This is a genomic window from Cryobacterium sp. Hh11, assembly GCF_004404045.1.
GTDB classification, from domain to species: domain Bacteria; phylum Actinomycetota; class Actinomycetes; order Actinomycetales; family Microbacteriaceae; genus Cryobacterium; species Cryobacterium levicorallinum.
On the sequence record NZ_SOHF01000007.1, the window covers coordinates 82,433 to 95,944 of the forward strand.

14 protein-coding genes are annotated in these 13,512 nt (G+C 67.1%); 9 read left to right on the forward strand and 5 right to left on the reverse strand.

Annotation, left to right across the window (positions count from 1 at the left end; all coding sequences use genetic code 11):
* Positions 1-36 precede the first annotated feature (36 nt).
* The 4 genes from E3T46_RS02355 to cofD are packed head-to-tail and all read left to right on the forward strand — an operon-like array spanning position 37 to position 3,861.
* Positions 37-1,044 carry a putative F420-0 ABC transporter substrate-binding protein gene (locus tag E3T46_RS02355; RefSeq protein WP_134577317.1) on the forward strand — a complete coding sequence of 336 codons (1,008 nt, stop codon included), beginning with the start codon at positions 37-39 and terminating at the stop codon, positions 1,042-1,044.
* Positions 1,041-2,057, forward strand: a complete 1,017-nt coding sequence (locus tag E3T46_RS02360) for a putative F420-0 ABC transporter permease subunit (RefSeq protein ID WP_134442289.1) — start codon at positions 1,041-1,043, stop codon at positions 2,055-2,057. Before E3T46_RS02355 ends, E3T46_RS02360 begins: the two co-directional genes overlap by 4 nt.
* Positions 2,048-2,830: an ABC transporter ATP-binding protein gene (locus tag E3T46_RS02365; protein WP_134577318.1), complete on the forward strand. Its 783-nt coding sequence runs from the start codon at positions 2,048-2,050 to the stop codon at positions 2,828-2,830. The genes E3T46_RS02360 and E3T46_RS02365 overlap by 10 nt, the downstream gene beginning before the upstream one ends.
* Positions 2,827-3,861, forward strand: a complete 1,035-nt coding sequence (gene cofD / locus E3T46_RS02370) for a 2-phospho-L-lactate transferase (RefSeq protein WP_241980413.1) — start codon at positions 2,827-2,829, stop codon at positions 3,859-3,861. Before E3T46_RS02365 ends, cofD begins: the two co-directional genes overlap by 4 nt.
* Here the strand turns inward: cofD and cofC are convergent.
* The gene (gene cofC / locus E3T46_RS02375) at positions 3,858-4,487 is read right to left on the reverse strand and encodes a 2-phospho-L-lactate guanylyltransferase (RefSeq protein WP_174845366.1); all 630 of its coding nucleotides are present in this window, start codon (positions 4,485-4,487) and stop codon (positions 3,858-3,860) included. The genes cofD and cofC overlap by 4 nt on opposite strands.
* Positions 4,488-4,579: 92 nt before the next feature.
* Between cofC and E3T46_RS02380 the strand changes: the two genes are divergently transcribed.
* Positions 4,580-4,957, forward strand: coding sequence for a DUF5110 domain-containing protein (locus E3T46_RS02380; RefSeq protein ID WP_134442294.1), 378 nt, complete (start codon positions 4,580-4,582; stop codon positions 4,955-4,957).
* On the opposite strand, the gene E3T46_RS02385 is transcribed toward E3T46_RS02380, so the two are convergent.
* Entirely contained in the window at positions 4,954-5,742 is a 789-nt protein-coding gene (locus E3T46_RS02385) for a coenzyme F420-0:L-glutamate ligase (protein ID WP_134577433.1), read from the reverse strand. The genes E3T46_RS02380 and E3T46_RS02385 overlap by 4 nt on opposite strands.
* 47 nt (positions 5,743-5,789) lie before the next feature.
* Positions 5,790-6,809, reverse strand: coding sequence for a TIGR03557 family F420-dependent LLM class oxidoreductase (locus E3T46_RS02390; protein WP_134577320.1), 1,020 nt, complete (start codon positions 6,807-6,809; stop codon positions 5,790-5,792).
* Positions 6,810-6,920: 111 nt separating this feature from the next.
* Between E3T46_RS02390 and E3T46_RS02395 the strand changes: the two genes are divergently transcribed.
* Entirely contained in the window at positions 6,921-7,757 is an 837-nt protein-coding gene (locus tag E3T46_RS02395) for an exodeoxyribonuclease III (RefSeq protein ID WP_092447921.1), read from the forward strand.
* A 90-nt stretch (positions 7,758-7,847) separates the two neighbouring features.
* Here the strand turns inward: E3T46_RS02395 and putP are convergent, their stop codons facing one another.
* Entirely contained in the window at positions 7,848-9,350 is a 1,503-nt protein-coding gene (gene putP, locus E3T46_RS02400; protein WP_134577321.1) for a sodium/proline symporter PutP, read from the reverse strand.
* Positions 9,351-9,592: 242 nt separating this feature from the next.
* Between putP and E3T46_RS02405 the strand changes: the two genes are divergently transcribed.
* Genes E3T46_RS02405 through E3T46_RS02415 form a run of 3 tightly spaced genes read left to right on the forward strand, consistent with a single transcriptional unit; the run spans position 9,593 to position 12,643 of the window.
* Positions 9,593-10,753, forward strand: coding sequence for a CoA transferase (locus E3T46_RS02405; protein ID WP_134577322.1), 1,161 nt, complete (start codon positions 9,593-9,595; stop codon positions 10,751-10,753).
* A 35-nt stretch (positions 10,754-10,788) separates the two neighbouring features.
* Entirely contained in the window at positions 10,789-11,973 is a 1,185-nt protein-coding gene (locus E3T46_RS02410; protein ID WP_134577323.1) for an acyl-CoA dehydrogenase family protein, read from the forward strand.
* Between the two features lie 10 nt (positions 11,974-11,983).
* Positions 11,984-12,643 (forward strand): GntR family transcriptional regulator, encoded by a 660-nt coding sequence (locus tag E3T46_RS02415; RefSeq protein WP_134473385.1) that lies wholly within the window; start codon positions 11,984-11,986, stop codon positions 12,641-12,643.
* A gap of 23 nt (positions 12,644-12,666) precedes the next feature.
* Here the strand turns inward: E3T46_RS02415 and E3T46_RS02420 are convergent, their stop codons facing one another.
* Positions 12,667-13,410: a fumarylacetoacetate hydrolase family protein gene (locus E3T46_RS02420; RefSeq protein WP_134577324.1), complete on the reverse strand. Its 744-nt coding sequence runs from the start codon at positions 13,408-13,410 to the stop codon at positions 12,667-12,669.
* Positions 13,411-13,512: the final 102 nt, after the last annotated feature.

Below are 13,512 nucleotides of genomic sequence, written 5' to 3' on the forward strand. Positions count from 1 at the left end.
TCCAGTTTCCCGCGCCCAAATTTTGTGAGGTCCCGCATGCTCCGTCGTTCCCGTTTTCTGTTCATCGGCGTCGGCATCAACGCCGCCCTGCTGCTCAGCGGATGCGCCGCCACGGCGACGCCCGCCGCCACTCCGGGATCGTCCCCCGCTTCGTCAACAGCTGCCCGCGCGGGCTACCCCATCACGGCTGACAACTGCGGCACCAGCGTCACCGTCGCAGCCGCCCCCGAACGGATCGTGTCGATCAAGTCCTCGGCCACCGAACTGCTGCTCGCCCTTGGACTCGGCGACCGCATCGTCGGCTCAGCCTTTCTCGACGGCCCCCTACCTGATTCGCTCGCGGCAGCCGGCGCCGACCTCAACGTGATCAGCGACTTTCTGCCCGGACAGGAGGCGGTGCTTGGCCTGAACCCCGACTTCATCTACGGCGGGTGGGAATCCAACTTCAGCGCCGACGGCGTGGGCGAGCGCCCCGCCCTCGAGGCTCTCGGCGTGGGAACCTACGTCTCGCCGGCCGCCTGCAAGGGCGACTCCATGCCGAACCCGCTCACCTTCGACACGGTTTTCGCCGAAATCGACGAGGCCGGTGCCATCTTCGGCGCAACGGATGCCGCAGCCAAGCTGGTCAGCGGCCTGCAGTCCGACCTCGCCGCCCTCAAGCCGACCGCGACCGACACCACGGCCTTGTGGTACTCAAGCGGAACCACGACCCCCTATGTCGGTGCCGGTATCGGCTCACCCGAGATGATCATGGACGCCGCCGGGCTCACCAACATCTTCGCCGACGTGAGCGACACCTGGACCTCGGCGGGCTGGGAATCGATCATCGAGGCCAACCCGAGCGTCATCGTGCTCGTCGACGCCACCTGGAACACCGCCGCGTCGAAGATCGCCCACCTGGAGTCCGACCCGGCCACGCAGGTGCTCGACGCCGTCAAGAACCAGCGCTACATCATCCTGCCGTTCGCCGCGACCGAGGCCGGCATCCGCAACGTCGAAGCGACGGCGTCCACGATCTCGCAGCTAGCCGCGCTCGACGAGTGACCCGCAGTAAGTACCTCGGGTGGCTGGTCGCGGCAGCCGCTCTGCTCGTGCTCGGGTGCGCGGTCGCCGTGACCATCGGGCCGGCAGCGGTGAGCCTCGCCCAGGTGGCGGGCAGCATCGGCGCGCACCTCGGTCTGCCCGTCGAGCCGGTACCGCTACTCATCGACTCGATCGTCTGGCAGCTGCGGCTCCCCCGGGTGCTCACGGCCGCGCTGGTCGGCGCGGGCCTCGCCCTGAGCGGCGCGGTGATGCAGAGCGTGACGCGCAACCCCCTCGCCGACCCGTACCTGCTCGGGTTGTCGAGCGGGGCATCCGTCGGAGCGGTGTGCGTGGTCATTCTCGGCATCGGATTTGCCCTGCCGGCCGCAGCGTTTGCCGGGGCATTGCTGGCCCTAATGGCGACGCTCAGCATCGCCAAGGTCGGCGGAACGATCACCCCGGTGCGGGCCGTGCTTGCCGGCCTGGCCATCGCCCAGCTCGCCGGTGCCCTCACCTCGTTCATCATCTTCTGGGCGGCCAAGGGCGACTCCTACCGCGAGATCCTCAACTGGCTGCTCGGCTCGGTGGCCGGTGCCACCTGGCAGAGCGTAATGATCGCGGCGACAGCCGTTTTGGTCGTGGGCACCGGCATTGTCCTGTCGGCGACCCGGCTCGACGCGTTCGCCTTCGGTGACACGTCGGCGGCCAGCCTCGGCATCAACGTCAATCGCACCCGCTGGGCCCTGCTCGGTTCGGTCGCTCTGCTCACCGGGGCCATGGTGGCCGTGAGCGGGTCCATCGGGTTCGTCGGGCTCATTCTGCCGCACCTGGTGCGCGGCATCAGCGGCCCGGGTCACCGCCGCCTGCTCCCGCTCGTCGCGGTCTGCGGGGCGCTGTTCCTGGTGATCGCCGATACCCTCGCGCGCACCGTGTTCGACCCGCGCGAGCTGCCGGTGGGCATCATCACCGCGTTCATCGGCGTACCGGTGTTCATTTTGCTGATCAAGAGAAAGAAGTCGAAGCTGTGGGCGTAGAACTCGATCGGTTGTCGTTCAGCATCGACGGCACCAGCATTTTGCGGGACGTTTCGGCGTCACTGCCCACCGGCAGCGTCACCGGCCTGCTCGGGCCGAACGGCGCCGGCAAGTCCACCCTGCTTCGCCTGATCGCGGGTATCGACACAGCGGATGCCGGCACCGCCTCCCTCGACGACGTCGCCATCGGCTCCCTTCCGCGGCGCGAGGCGGCCCGGCGGATCGCGCTGCTCGAGCAGAACGCCGCCCCGAGTGTGGAATTGACCGTGCTCGAGGTTGTGCTGCTGGGGCGCATTCCCCACCGCACCAAACTCATGGGCTCGTTCAGCGGCGCGGAGGATCGCACTGTCGCTCTGGACGCCCTCGAACTGGTCGGCGCGGGAACTCTAGCCGATCGGTCGTGGCACGCTCTGAGCGGTGGGCAGCAGCAGCGCGTGCAGATCGCCCGGGCCATGGCGCAGCAACCGAGCCTGCTTCTGCTCGACGAACCGACCAACCACCTCGACGTGAGTGCCCAGCTATCGTTGCTCGGGCAGGTGCGCGAGCTGGGCGTGACGGCGATCATGGCCCTGCACGATCTCAACCTCGCCGCGGCCTACTGCGACCACATCCTGCTGCTCGATGGCGGCCTGCTGGTAGCCTCCGGCACGCCCGCTGCGGTGCTCACCCCCGAGATCATCGGCGCCGCCTACGGCGTGGACTGCTACATTCTCGAGCATCCTCGCGGCGGTCATCCGGTCATCGTCTATGCGGCTGCTTCGGTGTCGGCATGAGCGGCGGCGGCATGAGCGGCGGCGGCATGACGAGCCTGAAGCGCGTAACCGTTCTGGCCGGCGGTGTCGGCGGTGCCCGCTTCACCCGCGGCATGTTGGCGCAGCTCGCGGTGGAAGCTCCCGACGCCACCGTGACGGTGATTGTGAACACGGGCGACGACATGTGGCTGGACGGGCTGCGCATCTGCCCCGACCTTGACACGGTCATGTACACGCTCGGTGACGGCATCAACGCGGAGCAGGGCTGGGGCCGCCCCGACGAGACCCGGAGGACCTCCGCCGAGATCGCGGCCTACGGTCGCGGCTGGTCCTGGTTCACCCTCGGCGATCTCGATCTGGCCACCCACATCGTGCGCACCGATCTGCTGCGCAGCGGTTCTACGCTCTCTGAGGCGACGGAATTTCTCTGCCGCCGCTGGCAGCCCGGGGTGCGGCTGCTGCCGATGAGTGATCAGCCCGTGGAAACCCACGTATGCCTCGCCGAGAATATAGATGAGCACTCCGTGGGCGACTATATCCACTTCGAAGAATGGTGGGTTCGCTACCGGGCGAAGGTGCCGATCACCGGGTTCGAGCAGCGGGGACTCGCTGACGCGGTCGCCGCGCCGGGGGTGCTCGAAGCCATCACCGAGGCCGACCTCGTCGTGCTGCCGCCATCGAATCCGGTCGTGTCGGTCGGCACGATCCTGGCCGTTCCGGGCATACGTGCTGCGCTGCGGTCGACCGCGGCCCGCGTGGTCGGAGTCTCTCCGATTGTCGGCGGCGCGGCGGTGCGCGGAATGGCCGACGCCTGCCTCCGCACGATCGGGGTCGAGACCAGTGCACTCGCGGTCGGGCTTCACTACGGTGCCCGCAGCCGGGGCGGCATCCTCGACGGCTGGCTCATCGACGAAACGGATGCCGTGGCCCTGCCCGCTCTCGCGGCCGCCGGCATCCGCTCGGCCGCTGTGCCGCTGTGGATGACCGACCTGCCCGCCACGACCGCGATGGCGGCCGCCGCCCTGACGCTGTGGCCCGGAGCCAGGAGCTAGACCAGTTCGCTCGTGTGCGGCCCGAGCCCCAGCGCCCGGGCGGTGTCGAGGTCGGCTGCGGTGTCGACGTCGCGTCGCAGCGACGAGCTCGGCGGCAAGTCCAGCACGACGTGCCCGTCGCCCTCGTGCGCGGCGCGGGAGCCGAGACCGAACCGCGGAGTGAACCTGTAGCCGGCCCGCGCGAGCAGCGTCGTTGTTCCCACGCCTTCCGCATCGGCCACCATCGAGAGCGGGTGCGTGGCCGCGAGCGCGAACGCCGTTTCTACATCGGCCACGTGCAGGGCCGGCAGATCTCCGGTCACAACGGCCAGATTCGCGTCGGGGCACGCGAACCGGGCCGCCTCGGCACCCTGCTCGATCGCGGCGTTCAATCGGTCCTGCCCCGCGTCCGGGCCCGGCGCCTCCGGCACGATGACCGCGCCGAGTGCGGCCAGCGCCACGCCGAGCCGTGCACTCGCGGTCACCACGAACACGCGCTCCACAGCGGATGCCGCCACCAGCGCCGCTACCGTGTCCAACGCGAACGCATCGGCGAGCGCCGCCCGTCCGGCCCCGGCCCCGAGGCGGCTCTTCGCCCCGGAGGTTCCCTTCACCGGGACGACCACCACCCACCGAGTCTGATCCACGGTAAACACGCTATCAGCGCTCCGCCGGCAAACCCGCGCAACCCGGCACGCGGTAGCCTCAGGGGCCGAGTAGCCAACATCCGTACGTTCGAATGAACGGCCCCGGAGGTCCCCTGTCACAGTCGCTCACCGCACAGGCTCGCGCGCTTCCCCTGGCGATCGTCACCTATCTGGAGCGCAGCGCGAGCGCCAAGCCCACCTCCGCTCGAGCGACCTTTGTCGAAAACGCTGTCGTCGTCGACGACGGCAAGACGTACACCGGCGAGCCGGCCATCACGGCCTGGCTGGCCGGCAGCGCCGCCGAGTTCGAATACACGACCACCCTGCTGCGCACCGAGAAGGACGAGGCGGCAACGACCGTCATCAACCGCATCGAGGGCAACTTTCCCGGCCGCAGCGTCGACCTCAGCTACCGCTTCGAGCTCGCCGCCGAGACCGGCCTGATCCAGAACCTCACGATCTCGATCTAGCTTTTCTCGGCTGCTGCAGCCAACCCGGCGGCGAACCCCTCGCGATACCCTTCGGCGCGGGCCTCGGCGGTGCCGAGCCTAAACATGTCGGTGTCGCTCGGGCGCTGTAACGCCCGGGCGCCGACGGCATCGAGGTCGCCGACGAGCCGGCCGAGTCCGCGCAGCACGGCGACCGGGTTGCCGCTGGTCTTGCCCTTGACCAGATCGGCGGCTCCGGCGATCTCGTCGGCGACCGCCGCGACGGTGACGTCGAGGCGGCGACCCGAGACATCCGTTGTGCCGCGCAGGTCGTCGAGTACCGCAAGCCCCGCCGCACCGATGGCGATGTCGGTCTGGCCCTCGCGCCACGGGCGCCCGGCAGTATCGGTGATCAGCACGCCGAGCCGCAGGCCGGTGCGCTCGCGAAGGGCTGTGCAGAGCGCGCGAGCGGAGGCATCCGGATCGACCGGCAGCAGCAGCACGACGCCCGCGGGCGCGTTGCTGGTGTCGACGCCGGCCGCCGCCATCACGAGTCCCTGCCGGTTCTCGACGATGCGGGTGACTCCACCCGGGTAGGCGCGTGAGGCCACGATCCGCACGGTCTCGTCGGTGATCGCCTGTTCGCGGTCGGCCGCTGGCACAGCCCGCCCCTCGGCCTTCGAAACGATCTTGCTGGTCACCGCCACAATATCGCCATCAATCAGGCGGGACCGTGCGGCCTCCGCGATTAGGGCGGCGAGGTCGTCACCGGCCGTGATCTCACCAAACCCACCGAGGGTGAACACCTTCAGGCCGAACAGTTCCATTGCCCCCACTTCCGCCGCGGCCGCGTCGGGCCAGGCGTCGTGCGGCATCAGCGCACCAGCTTCGGCAGAACGGATGCGCCGAAGACGTCGATCCACTGCTTCTGGTTGCGGCCGACGTTGTGCAGGTAGATGCGATCGAAGCCGAGGTCGACGAATTTCTGGATGTATTTGCGGTGCTCGTCGGGGTCGGCCGAGATGACCATGCGGCCCTCGAAGTCCTCCGGACGCACCATTTTGGCCAGCTGCTCGAACTCGAACGGCGATCGAATATCGCTCTTCGGAAACTTCATGCCGCCGTTCGGCCACTCGTGCAGGGCATTGGTCATGGCCTCTTCGTCGGTTTCGGCCCAGCTCATGTGCAGTTGCAGCACCTTGGGCATGGTCGACGGGTCTTTGCCGGCCTCGCGGGCGCCGCCGTCGAACTTGCCGAACAGCATCGCGATCTTCTCCAGCGGGGCGCCGACCGTGATCAGGCCGTCCGCCAGCCGACCGGCGCGTTTGGCGGTGACCGGGCCGGCCGTGGCTACCAGAATCTCCGGGGCAACGTCCGGCATGGTCCACAGCCGGGTGGATTCAAGCTTGAAGAATTGCCCGGAGTGCTTGACGTCCTTGTCGGCCAGGGATCCGGCGAACAGCTTGGAGATGATCTCGATGGCCTCGAACATGCGGTTGATGCGCTCCGGGGCTTCGGGCCAGTAGCCGCCCACAATGTGCTCGTTCAGCGCTTCACCGCTGCCGAGTCCCAGCCAATGCCGACCCGGGTGCATCGAGGCCAGCGTCGCGGAAGCCTGCGCGACCATGGCCGGGTGCCAGCGAAAGGTGGGCGCCGTCACGCCGGGTCCGAAGTCGCCGGTGGTGCGCTCGGCGATCGAAGCGAGCACGCTCCAGACGAAGCTCGACTGACCCTGCGCTGGAACCCAGGGCTGAAAGTGGTCGGCCGCCATCACGCCGGTGAAACCGTGCTGCTCCGCGTAGGCCGACAGTGCGACCGCCTCGGCCGGTGCAAACTGCTCCAACATGGCCGCGTAGCCAATCCGCAACTCCGTCAAAATACCCTTTCCGCCCATAACCGTGTATCTGTGTCCATTCAATCGCAACACGGTCGCGGCTGCGTTCGATACCGCGGAAGGCGGCATCCGCTTGGCCGGGCGGCACGCTGGCCCTTATAGGCTGGAGGCATGCGCATCGCCACCTGGAACGTCAATTCCGTTCGTGCCCGCTCCGGACGAATCGTCGACTGGATGGAACGCGAAGACATCGACGTTCTCGCCATGCAGGAGATCAAGTGCAAGCCCGAGCAGTTTCCCTCGCAGGTGTTCGAGGACGCCGGCTACGACCTCGCCATTCACGGTTTGAGCCAGTGGAATGGCGTGGCGTTTGCCAGCCGCGAGCCGATGACGGATGTCGTCACCAGTTTTCCGAATATGCCCGGCTTCCTGAAGGGTGCGGTCGGTCCAGACCAGCCGCTCGAGGCGCGCGCGCTCGGCGTGACCGTGAACGACCTGCGCCTGTGGAGCCTGTACGTGCCGAACGGGCGTGCGCTCGGCGACCCGCACTACGACTACAAGCTGGCCTGGCTGAAGGCCCTCGAGGCCCACGCGGTCGCGGAGCTCGAGGCCCATCCCACGCTCGCGCTGGCCATGATGGGCGACTGGAACGTCGCGCCCCGCGACGAAGACGCCGGCGACCCGACACTGGTTCCCGGTCTCTCCACGCACATTTCGCCGCCGGAACGCGCGGCGTTCGAGGCCTTCCAGGCAGCCGGCCTGACCGACGTCGTGCGCCCGATCGTGCCGGAGGGCTTCACCTACTGGGACTACAAGCAGCTGCGGTTTCCGCGCAACGAGGGCATGCGCATCGACTTCATCCTCGGCTCGCCCGCCTTCGCCGATCTGGTAACGGATGCCAGCATCCACCGCAATGAACGCAAGGGCGACGCCCCGAGCGACCACGTTCCGGTGCTCGTCGACCTCGATCTGGGCGGCGACGATGACGACCGCCCGATGATCTTCTAACAGAAAGATGCGTTAACGACAGCTGCCCCCGGCTTTTCGGCCGGGGGCAGCTGTCGTTGCAGTAAAACGTACAGTGCGAGGTGCCGGTGGTTAGACCGAAACCTTCTTGGGAGCCTGGTACTTCGGGTGTGCCTGTTCTGCGGCCAGTTCGAATTCGGCATCGATCGCGGCGTTCGGCTTGTACGTGGCGAGGGAGACCACGACGGCCACGATCATGCTGGCCGCGAAGCCGGGCACGATCTCATACAGGGTGTCGCCGAGGGCGGAGTTACCCCAAACGAACACGACGACGGCACCGGTGACCATGGAGGCCAGGGTGCCCCAGGTGGAGAGCTTCTTCCAGTACAGCGAGAGGATGACCACCGGGCCGAAGGCGGCACCGAAGCCGGCCCAGGCGAAACCGACCAGGTCGAGAATGGTCGAGTTCTGCTGCAGCGCGATCAGTGCGGCGATGACGGCCACGACGAGCACGCCGATACGGCCGAGCATGACCAGCTGCTTGGGCGCGGCATCCTTGCCCACAATCTTGTAGAGGTCTTCAACGAGCGCCGACGACGAGACGATGAGCTGCGAGGAGATGGTGCTCATGATCGCGGCAAGCACGGCGGCGAGCACGAGACCCGCGATGAAGGGGTGGAACAGGGTCTGCGAGAGAATGAGGAACACAGTCTCCGGGTTTGCGAGATCCAGGTCGGGGTTCTGCTGGAAGTACGCGATACCGATCAGGGCGGTCGCAATAGCACCGAGGGCGGTGAGGATCATCCAGCCGATGCCGATGCGGCGACCAGCCTTGGCGTCCTGCGGGGTGCGCATGGCCATGAAACGCACGATGATGTGCGGCTGGCCGACGTAACCGAGGCCCCAGGCGGCAGCCGAGATGACACCGAGCACGGATCCGCCGGCGGTCAAAGACAGCAGGTCGGGGTTGACTTCGCGGATGGAGTCGAGGGTTGCGACGACTCCGCCGGTGGCGTTCAGCGCTACGAGGGGAACAGCGATCAGCGCGGCGAGCATGAGGATGCCCTGGGCAACGTCGGTGAGGGTAGCACCGAGAAAGCCGCCGAACAGGGTGTACAGCAGGGTGACGCCGCCGACGATCAGCATGCCGGTGACGAACGTGGAGCCGAAGGACTCCTCGAAGAACACTCCTCCGGCAACCATGCCGGAGGAGACGTAGAACGTGAAGAACACCAGGATGATCACGCCGGAGACCACGCGCAGCAGGCGCGACGTGTCTTTCAGTCGGTTCTCGAAGAAGCTCGGGATGGTGATCGAGTTCTTCGATACGAAGGTGTAGGAGCGCAGCCGCGGTGCCACGAACTTCCAGTTCAGCCAGGCACCGATGGTGAGGCCGATGGCGATCCAGGCCTCAACGAGGCCGGACACGTAGATGGCTCCGGGGAGACCGAGCAACAGCCAGCCGGACATGTCCGAAGCACCCGCGCTCAGGGCCGCTGTGCCCGGCTTGAGTCCTCGGCCGGCGAGCATGTAGTCGTCAAGGTCTTTGGTCTGACGAAAGGCAAAGTAGCCGATGGCAACCATGCCTGCGAGATATAAAACGATTGCAATGAGTTGAAATGTTTGATCCGTCAATGGGATTCCTTTGTTGGGATGCCCGACGTACTGGACGTGATTACTCGAGGTGCGAGCAAGCTCAAAGCGCCAGTCTCGCAGAAATATGGGCATGACGCCATCTTTAACCGCCCATTCGCCCCCGTAACCGTTTGATAACGGAGGGCTTACCCCCTGACCGCGGTCGCCCTGAACGTGCCCACAATGACCGCACGAGGCGTCCACTCCTTCCCCTCCTCGGCCAAATTGGATACAGTATCCAAATGACCGGGATTATTGATGAGGCGCGCACGACGGGGCCGCTGGACGGCATCCGTATTGCGGATTTTTCTCGCGTGCTCGCCGGGCCATTTGCCACCATGATGCTGGCCGATTTCGGCGCCGATGTGATCAAAATCGAGCACCCGCTCGGCGATGACACCCGCGCCTGGGTGCCGCCGGTCGACCCGAACGGCATTGGTAGCTATTTCGCGAGCGTCAACCGCAATAAACGCTCTGTGGTCTGCGATTTACGTACCGAGAACGGCCTGGCTGAAGCGCGCGCCCTCGCGCTGAGCGCCGACGTCGTGATCGAAAACTTTCGCCCGGGCGTCATGGAGCAGTACGGCCTCGACTACGCCAGTTTGACCGCGGAGCGCCCCGAGCTCGTCTACTGCTCGATCACCGGATTCGGCCGCGCCGGCGGCGCGGCGCTCCCCGGCTACGACCTGCTCGTGCAGGCGGTCGGCGGGCTGATGAGCGTGACCGGCTCGGCCGCCGAAGAACCGAGCAAGGTCGGGGTCGCCCTCGTCGATGTACTGACCGGGCAGAACGCGGTCGTCGGCATTCTCGCCGCACTGCGCTCGCGCGAGCAGACCGGTCTGGGCCAGCGAGTCGAGGTGAATCTGCTCTCGTCCTTACTCGCCGGGCTGGTCAACCAGGCCTCGAGCACCCTCGCCACCGGGGTCGCCCCGCAGCGCCTTGGCAACGCTCACCCGAGCATCGCGCCCTATGAAACATTTCGAACCCTGGACGACCCGATCGCGATCGCGGTCGGCACCGACAAGCAGTTCAGCGCGCTCGTACAGGTGCTCGACCGCCCCGAGCTGGCACGCGACCACCGGTTCGGCTGCAACGCCGACCGCCTCGCCCATCGCGCGGTGCTCAAAGAGCTGCTCGAAGCGCGGCTCGCCACACGTCCGGCCACGGAATGGACCGCACTGCTGGCGACCGCGCGCGTGCCGGCCGGCAAGGTGAATTCGATCGCCGAGGCGCTCGAACTGGCCACCGAACTCGGCCTCGCCCCGGTCGTGCCAGTGACCGATTCGAACCGCTCGCGGGTGAGCCAGCAGATCGCCAACCCGATCAGCCTCTCCGCGACCCCCGCACGATACCGGCGCCCGCCGCCACTGCTCGGGGAACACAATGGTGCGACCTTTTTCTGACCATAAGCATCCGCTCTACTGAAGGAAGACGACTCATGACCACCCTCATTGACACCGATCTGACCGACGCCGCCGACCTCGTGGGCATCGATTCCCTGCTGACCGAGACCGAGATCACCCTGCGCAATGCGGTGCGGGCCTTCGTCAACACCACGATCAAACCGAACATCGCCGGGTGGTACGAGAACGCGGTCTTTCCGCTCGAGATCATTCCGCAGCTGGCCAGGCTCGGCCTGCTCGGCATGCACCTCACAGGCTACGGCTGCCCCGGGCGCAGCTCGGTCGAGTACGGCCTCGCTGCGCTCGAGCTCGAGGCCGGCGATTCTGGGCTGCGCACCTTCGTGAGCGTGCAGGGGTCACTCGCGATGAGCGCGATCCACAAGCACGGCTCCGAGGAGCAGAAAAACGAGTGGCTGCCGCGCATGGCCGCCGGTTCGGTGATCGGCTGCTTCGGGCTGACCGAGCCTTCGGCCGGCTCCGACCCGGCGAGCATGACCACTTTCGCGCGCCGCGACGGCACCGATTGGATTCTCAACGGCATCAAGCGCTGGATTGGCCTGGCCTCGATCGCACAGGTCGCCATCATCTGGGCGATGACGGATGACGGAATCCGCGGCTTCGTCGTCCCCACCGATACCCCCGGATTCGTCGCCACGCCGATCGAGCAAAAGCTCTCGATGCGAGCCTCGATTCAGTGCGAGATTGAATTGACCGAGCTGCGCCTGCCCGACTCGGCGATGCTGCCCAAGGCGCGCGGTCTGCGCGGCCCGTTCGAGTGCCTGAACGAGGCCCGCTACGGCATCGTCTGGGGCGTCATGGGGGCGGCCCGCGACAGCTACCTTACGGCGCTGGCCTTCTCGCAGGAGCGGATGCAGTTCGGCAAGCCGCTCGCCGGCTACCAGCTGACCCAGCAAAAGCTCGTCAACATGGCGCTCGAAATCAACAAGGGCACGCTGCTCGCCCTGCAGCTCGGCCGGCTCAAGGACGCCGGCACGCTCGCTCCGCACCAGATCTCGGTCGGCAAGCTCAACAACTGCCGCGAAGCCATCACCATTTGCCGGGAGGCCCGCGCCATGCTCGGCGGCAACGGCATCACCCTGGACTATTCCCCGATGCGCCACGCCAACAACCTCGAAAGCGTGCGCACCTACGAGGGCACCGACGAGGTACACACCCTCATTCTCGGCCAGCACATCACCGGCATCCCGGCCTTTCGCTAGAGTTTTGACAGTGTCTTCTCCCAATCCGACCCAGCGCCCGCCGACCGTTCCGGCATTCGTGCTCGCTGAGTTGCGGCGCCTGATCGCCGTCGGTGAGTTTGTTCCCGGGCAGCCACTGCGACAGGAGGATCTGGCCGAACGCCTCGGCGTCAGCCGGGTTCCAGTGCGGGAGGCCCTCAACACGCTCGAAACCGAGGGGCACGTCGTGCACGAGCCGCATCGCGGCTACCGGGTGACCGAGCTCTCGCTCGCCGACCTGCTCGAAGTGTACCGACTGCGGCAGCTGCTCGAGGCGGAGGCGGTGCGCGCCACGATCGCGCGCGGCGGCGAACACGTGCTCACCGCACTGCGCGCCACCGCCGTCGAGGTGGAGCGGGCTAATGCGGCCGGCGACCTGCTCGCCATGAACGAGGCCAACCGGCGGTTTCACTTCGTACTCGTGACGTCATCCGGGCTCCCCCGGCTGGAACGCATTCTGCGTGCCCTCTGGGATTCGACCGAAGCCTACCGCCGGCTCTACTACGAGCAGGCGGGCAACCGGGCCTTGGTCGAGCACGAGCATGCCGCCATCGTCGACGCCTTCGCCGCCGGGGACACCGAGCTCGTCATCGGCCTGCTCGATGAGCATCGAGGCCACGCCACGACCGCCCTCGGCGCGCTGCTGGCCTGAGCTGCCAGGCCAGCGGATGCCGGTCAGACGACGCGGAACGCGAGCTCGCCGATCCCGTCGATTCCGGCGGTGACCTCTTCACCGGGCTCAATGCGGCCGACACCGGCGGGAGTCCCAGTGAAAATCAGGTCACCCGGACGCAGCGTGACGAAGCGGGACAGCGCGGCAATCACGTTGGGGACGGGCCAGATTTGGTCGGCGAGGTCCCCGTCCTGGCGGGTGTCACCGTCGACGTCGAGCCAAATGCGGGCCGCGGCCGGATGACCGATCGTGGCCGCGGCGACGAGCGGCGAGCACGGTCCGGAAAAGTCGAAGCCCTTGGAGAGGTCCCACGGGCGACGCGCGGCCTTGGCTGCGTCCTGCAGATCGCGGCGGGTGAGGTCGACGCCGGCGGCGTAGCCGAAGACGTGGCCGAGGGCATCCACTGCCGCGATGTCGGCGCCGCCAACGCCGATTGCGACGACGAGTTCCATCTCGAAGTGTAGGTTGTCGGTCTCGGGCGGGTAGGGAACCTCGTGGACAGAAACGCCGCGAGCGGGAATGCCCTCGGTCACGGCGAACACGGCGTCGGCCGGTTTGGCGAAGAAGAAGGGCGGCTCCCGATCGGGGTCATTGCCCATTTCTCGCGCATGGTCGGCGTAGTTGCGCCCGACGCAGTAGACCCGGTTCAGGTAGAACCGGTCGGCCGAGTCACTGATCGGCAGGCTGGTGGGTTTCGGCGGGGAGAACGGGGCCGGCAAGCCGGTCTCGGGGGTGCTGAGCGACATTTTCATCCTTTCGAGGGCAAAATCATTTGGTGCCCCTGCATATCTGCGGAGAACTTCACGGTCACGCGCGAACGCACCGTGCGGTGACCCAGTGATTTCGGG